The sequence below is a fragment of the Streptomyces katrae genome, from assembly GCF_000966975.1.
GTDB lineage: Bacteria > Actinomycetota > Actinomycetes > Streptomycetales > Streptomycetaceae > Streptomyces > Streptomyces katrae.
Map to the genome: position 1 here is coordinate 1 of NZ_JZWV01000054.1, position 5,418 is coordinate 5,418.

The 5,418-nt window shown below is 70.6% G+C and carries 6 protein-coding genes; 5 read left to right on the forward strand and 1 reads right to left on the reverse strand.

The window, feature by feature from the left end; translation table 11 throughout:
• From VR44_RS03040 to VR44_RS03050, 3 genes are all read left to right on the forward strand, one after another.
• A partial coding sequence (locus VR44_RS03040; RefSeq protein WP_045945780.1) for a TerD family protein occupies positions 1-282 on the forward strand: 282 nt, incomplete at its 5' end.
• 25 nt (positions 283-307) lie between these two features.
• Complete coding sequence (locus VR44_RS03045; RefSeq protein WP_045945781.1) at positions 308-1,444, forward strand: DUF475 domain-containing protein; 1,137 nt, start codon at positions 308-310, stop codon at positions 1,442-1,444.
• A gap of 143 nt (positions 1,445-1,587) precedes the next feature.
• Positions 1,588-2,337, forward strand: coding sequence for a TerD family protein (locus tag VR44_RS03050; RefSeq protein WP_045945782.1), 750 nt, complete (start codon positions 1,588-1,590; stop codon positions 2,335-2,337).
• A gap of 53 nt (positions 2,338-2,390) precedes the next feature.
• Here the strand turns inward: VR44_RS03050 and VR44_RS03055 are convergent, their stop codons facing one another.
• Positions 2,391-3,170 (reverse strand): TerD family protein, encoded by a 780-nt coding sequence (locus tag VR44_RS03055; RefSeq protein WP_045945785.1) that lies wholly within the window; start codon positions 3,168-3,170, stop codon positions 2,391-2,393.
• Positions 3,171-3,364: 194 nt separating this feature from the next.
• On the opposite strand from VR44_RS03055, the gene VR44_RS03060 reads away from it, so the two are divergent.
• Positions 3,365-4,540 (forward strand): HpcH/HpaI aldolase/citrate lyase family protein, encoded by a 1,176-nt coding sequence (locus VR44_RS03060; protein ID WP_045945783.1) that lies wholly within the window; start codon positions 3,365-3,367, stop codon positions 4,538-4,540.
• Between the two features lie 23 nt (positions 4,541-4,563).
• Positions 4,564-5,418: phosphoribosyltransferase domain-containing protein (locus tag VR44_RS03065; protein ID WP_245691591.1), on the forward strand; the 855-nt coding region annotated here is incomplete at its 3' end.

Sequence of the window (5,418 nt, forward strand, 5' to 3'; positions counted from 1 at the left end):
GCCCAGGTCGACAAGATCGTCTTCCCGGTCTCCATCCACGAGGCGGACAGCCGCCGGCAGAGCTTCGGCCAGGTCAGCAACGCCTTCATCCGCGTGGTGAACATGGCGGACGACCAGGAACTCGCCCGCTACGACCTGACCGAGGACGCCTCCAGCGAAACGGCGATGATCTTCGGCGAGGTCTACCGCTACGGGGGCGAGTGGAAGTTCCGGGCGGTGGGACAGGGGTACGCGTCGGGGCTGCGGGGCATCGCTCTAGACTTCGGGGTCAACGTTTCGTAAAGCCGTACAAGACGATGGGGTGCCAGTGGTTCTCAAAACCTTCGGCTGGTCGTTCGCAGTCACTGCGCTCGGTCTGGCCGCAGCGGTGTTCTACGGGGGGTGGACCGCTTTTGGGATCGTGGCGATCCTGTCGATCCTCGAAATCTCGCTGTCCTTCGACAACGCGGTGGTCAACGCCGGAATCCTGAAGAAGATGAATGCCTTCTGGCAGAAGATCTTCCTCACGGTCGGCGTGCTCATCGCCGTGTTCGGCATGCGCCTGGTCTTCCCCGTCGTGATCGTCGCGATCAGTGCCAAGATCGGCCCGCTCGACGCGGTCGACCTCGCGATGAACGACAAGGAGATGTACCAGCAGCTGGTCACGGACGCCCACCCGTCCATCGCCGCCTTCGGCGGCATGTTCCTGCTGATGATCTTCCTCGACTTCATCTTCGAGGACCGTGACATCAAGTGGCTCGCCTGGCTGGAGCGCCCGCTCGCCAAGCTCGGCAAGATCGACATGCTGTCCGCGTGCATCGCCCTGATCGTCCTGGTCATCACCTCGATGACCTTCGCCACCCAGGCCCACCAGCACGGCGGCGCCCACGTGGACAAGGCGCAGACCGTCCTGGTCTCGGGCATCCTCGGCCTGATCACCTACATGGTCGTCGGCGGCCTCTCCGGCTACTTCGAGAACAGGCTGGAGGAAGAGGAGGAGGCCGAGCACGAGGCCGAGGAAGCCGCCAAGAAGAGCGGCAAGCCCGTCTCGGCCGTCGTCATGGCCGGCAAGGCCGCGTTCTTCATGTTCCTCTACCTCGAGGTCCTCGACGCGTCCTTCTCCTTCGACGGCGTCATCGGCGCCTTCGCCATCACCAACGACATCGTGCTGATGGCGCTCGGCCTCGGTATCGGCGCCATGTACGTCCGCTCGCTCACGGTCTACCTGGTCCGCCAGGGCACCCTCGACGACTACGTCTACCTGGAGCACGGCGCGCACTACGCCATCGGCGCGCTCGCCGTGATCCTGCTCGTCACCATCCAGTACGAGATCAACGAGGTCATCACCGGCCTCGTCGGCGTCGTGCTGATCGCCTGGTCCTTCTGGTCCTCCGTCCGCCGCAACAAGCGGCTGGAGGCCGAGGGCGGCGACGGGGAGCCCGCGGAGGCCGTCGCCGGGGTGTGACCCGGCCCTGATTGCGGAACGCTCCTTGTGGAGCCGTCTCTTCTTCGGCGGGGCGGCCGCGCGGATCCCACGGGACCGCGCGGCCGCCCCGCGGCATATCCGCGGCACGGCCGCGCACGGACCGACCAGGGGGGTTGGGGTACATGGGGTTCTTCGACGGGTTCTTCGACGGGATCAGGGGCGCCCGCGCGATGCGGTTCGACTCGGGCAACGCCTCGTCGAACGCCATCGAGCTGACCAAACGGCAGCCGACGGTATCGCTCACCAAACAGCAGGCCGTCCACGGCAACCTCCGGGTCAACCTCTCCTGGCGGATGCGCACCTCGGACATCGGCGGCCCCTCCGGCCAGAGCGGCCAGCTCTTCCGCCACCCCTTCAAGCTGTTCAAGCCCGACATGGTGCAGGCCCACACCCAGGGCATGGTCAACGTCGACCTCGACATGGGCTGCCTGTACGAGCTGACCGACGGGACGCGCGGCGCCGTACAGCCGCTGGGCAACCTGCTCGGCGACCTCAACGACCCGCCGTATGTGAAGCTCAGCGGGGACGACCGCTTCGGCTCCCCCTCCGGGGAGACCCTCTACGTCAACCTCGACCACGCCGACGAGATCAAGCGGCTGCTGGTCTTCGTCTACATCTACGACCAGACCCCGGCCTTCGACCGCACCCACGCCCTGGTCACCCTCTACCCGACCGCCGGCCCGAGGATCGAGATCCCGCTGGAGGAGCGCCACCCGCAGGCCCGTTCCTGCGCCGTGGTCTCCCTGCAGAACGTCAAGGGCGAGCTGATCGTCCGCCGCGAGGTGAAGTTCGTGTACGGGTTCCAGGCCGAGCTCGACCGGCTGTACGGCTGGGGGCTCCAGTGGGGGCGGGGCTACAAGACCAAGGCCTGAGCCGAGGCCCGGGATGAGGCCCGCACCCCCGCCCGGGGCGCCCCGGCCGCCCGTCAGCGGCGGATGAACTGGGGACCCTGCACCGGCAGCCGGAACGAGGGGTCCCCGCCCGGGGCCGGCACGGGCACGGGGGACACCTGCTGGGGGTAGCCGTAGGCGGGCTGGACCGGAGGCGGCGCCTGGGTGACCGGGGCGGCGGCCGGCGGGCGCATCGCGGCGGTCCGGTCGTCGGCGGACCCGGCGCCGGGCGCGGGCGCGGCGGCAGCCCCCTCACCGGCCTCGGCGGCGTTCTCGTCGACGGAGATCCCGTGATCGGTCGCGAGGCCCACCAGGCCGTCGGAGTAGCCCTCGCCCAGCGCGCGGAACTTCCACCCCTCGCCCCGGCGGTACAGCTCGCCGCAGATCAGCGCCGTCTCGGCGCCCGTCTCCGGCCGTACGTCGAAGTGGGCCAGCGGCTCCGGCGCGGCGCCCGGGGAGGCGTCGTACAGCTGGATCCGCAGGTCGTGGACCCGCTGGAAGGGCACGTCCTCGGCGGAGGCCACCACCAGGACCCGGTCCACGACCGGGGGCACGGCCCGCAGGTCCGCCTGCACCGCGTCGGTGACCCCGTCCCCGACCTGCTTCTTGCCCAGGCGCCAGACGGACCCCGAAGGGTGGCGGGGCTGGTTGTAGAACACGAAGTCCTCGTCCGAGCGCACGCGCCCGTCCGCCCCCACGAGCAGCGCGGAAGCGTCCACGTCCGGCACCTCGGGCCCGGGGGTCCAGCGCAGCACCGCCCGGACCGCCGTGGCGGCCACCGGGATGTTCGAGCCCTTCTGCATCGCGTGCGTCATGCCCGTCATCCTGCCCTCCCGGAGGGGCGGGGAACAATGCGGCCCCCCGTAGGGCCTTGTCCCCGGCCGAAGAGCTGGGCATGGTGCGAGAGGGTTACCGGAACTTCATGTGCTTGAGGAACTTTTGACTCACGGTCGTACGTACTATTACCGGCCACGCCAGTTGGGCCGCCGAGGCAGTACGGGGGAAGCACATGCGTCACTTTGGGCATATATCGCCCACGCTCCGTGAGGGCCTCTTCCACCAGGAGCCCGCCGAGTTCACCCTGGCCTCCCCCGCCCGTACCCTGGCCGCCGCGCTCGGGGCCACCCTCTACAGCCCGGCCACCCGCCCGCGGCTCGCCGCCGACATCCGCAAGCAGGCCGGCCGCGGTGTCGTCTCGATGGTCCTCTGCCTGGAGGATTCCATCAGCGACGCCGACGTCGTCGACGGCGAGGAGAACCTCGTCCGGCAGTTCGCGGCGCTCGAGGCCGAAGGTGCCGGCGCCGGGGAGCTCCCCCTCCTCTTCATCCGCGTCCGCACCCCCGAGCAGATACCCGACCTGGTGCGCCGCCTCGGCGGAACCGCCCGGAACCTGGCCGGATTCGTACTTCCCAAATTCACCGAGAGCCGCGGAACGGCCTTCCTCGACGCCGTGGTCCACGCCGAGGCGGTCAGCGGCCTCCCCCGGCTCTACGCCATGCCCGTCCTGGAGACCCCCGACCTCCTCCACCTGGAAACCCGGGTCCAGGCCCTCGCCGGCATCTCCCGGACCGTGAACCGCTACCGCGAGCGGGTCCTGGCCCTGCGCCTGGGCGTCACCGACTTCTGCTCCGTCTACGGGCTGCGCCGCACCCCCGACATGACCGCGTACGACGTCCAGATCGTGGCCGGCGTCATCGCCGACGTGGTCAACGTCCTCAGCCGCGCGGACGGCACCGGCTTCACCGTCACCGGTCCCGTCTGGGAGTACTTCCGCAGCCAGCAGCGCCTCTTCAAGCCGCAGCTGCGCCGCAGCCCCTTCCTGGAGGAGGGCGTCGAGGAACTGCGCACCGCGCTGATCGAGCACGATCTGGACGGACTGCTGCGCGAGGTCGAGCTCGACCGGGCCAACGGGTTGATGGGCAAGACCTGCATCCACCCCGCGCACGTCACCCCGGTGCACGCGCTGTCGGTCGTCTCCCACGAGGAGTACTGCGATGCCCAGGACATCCTGCGGCCCGAACGCGACGGCGGCGGAGTGATGCGTTCCGCGTACACGAACAAGATGAACGAGGTGAAGCCCCACCGGGCCTGGGCCGAGCGCACCATGCTGCGCGCCGAGGTCTTCGGTGTGGCGAAGGAGGAGGTCGGCTTCGTCGACCTCCTGACCGCCGGGCTCCAGCTGTGAGCGGCCCGCCGCCGATGACGAGGATGACGATGAAGGGCAAGACGGCCGACACGGTGTGGTCGGGGACCTGGGTCGCGCAGCGGCTCGGCGTGCGCCTGCGGGGACCGGAGGGTGCCGACGGGGACGGGGGGCTGACGGAGCTCCTCGGCCTGGCGCTGCGGCGCAACCCCAAGCGTGCGCACCTGCTGGTCTCGCAGGTACTGGGCAAGCACGTCCCGCAGTCGCCGGCGACCGTGTACGCCGCCGGGTACGGGCTCGGCGAGCGGGTCCGGGAGCTGCTCGGCGAGCGTGCCGCCTCCGCCGTGGTCCTCGGTTACGCCGAGACCGCCACGGGGCTGGGCCACTGCGTCGCCGACGGCGTGGGCGCTGCCCCCTACCTGCACTCCACGCGCCGCCCGGTGGCGGGGGTGCGGCCCGCCGGAGGGTTCGAGGAGGCGCACTCGCACGCCACCTCGCACCTCCTGCTGCCCGAGGACCCGAAGCTGCTGGCGGGGGACGGGCCGCTGGTCCTCGTCGACGACGAGTTCTCCACCGGCAACACCGTCCTGAACACCATCCGCGACCTGCACGCCCGGCACCCGCGCGGCCACTACGTGGTCGTCGCCCTGGTCGACATGCGCTCCTCCGCCGACCGCGACCGCCTCACCGCCTTCGCCGCCGAACTGGGAGCCCGCGTGGACCTCGTCGCCCTCGCCTCGGGCACGGTCACCCTCCCGGAGGGGGTCCTGGCCAAGGGCCAGGCCCTGGTGGAGGAGTACGAGCCCCGCTCCCACTCCGGCCCACCCGTTCCCGCTGCCGCTCCGGCCACCGGGGACGGGGCCGTTCCCACCGGGACCACCGGTCCCGCGCCGGCTGCCGGGGGCGGGGCCGTTCCCACC

Bases quoted from the DNA above. Each gene is read 5' to 3' on its own strand.
- VR44_RS03050 (WP_045945782.1), top strand. From the start codon at position 1,588: ATGGGGTTCTTCGACGGGTTCTTCGACGGGATCAGGGGCGCCCGCGCG.
- VR44_RS03055 (WP_045945785.1), bottom strand. From the start codon at position 3,170: ATGACGCACGCGATGCAGAAGGGCTCGAACATCCCGGTGGCCGCCACG.
- VR44_RS03060 (WP_045945783.1), top strand. From the start codon at position 3,365: ATGCGTCACTTTGGGCATATATCGCCCACGCTCCGTGAGGGCCTCTTC.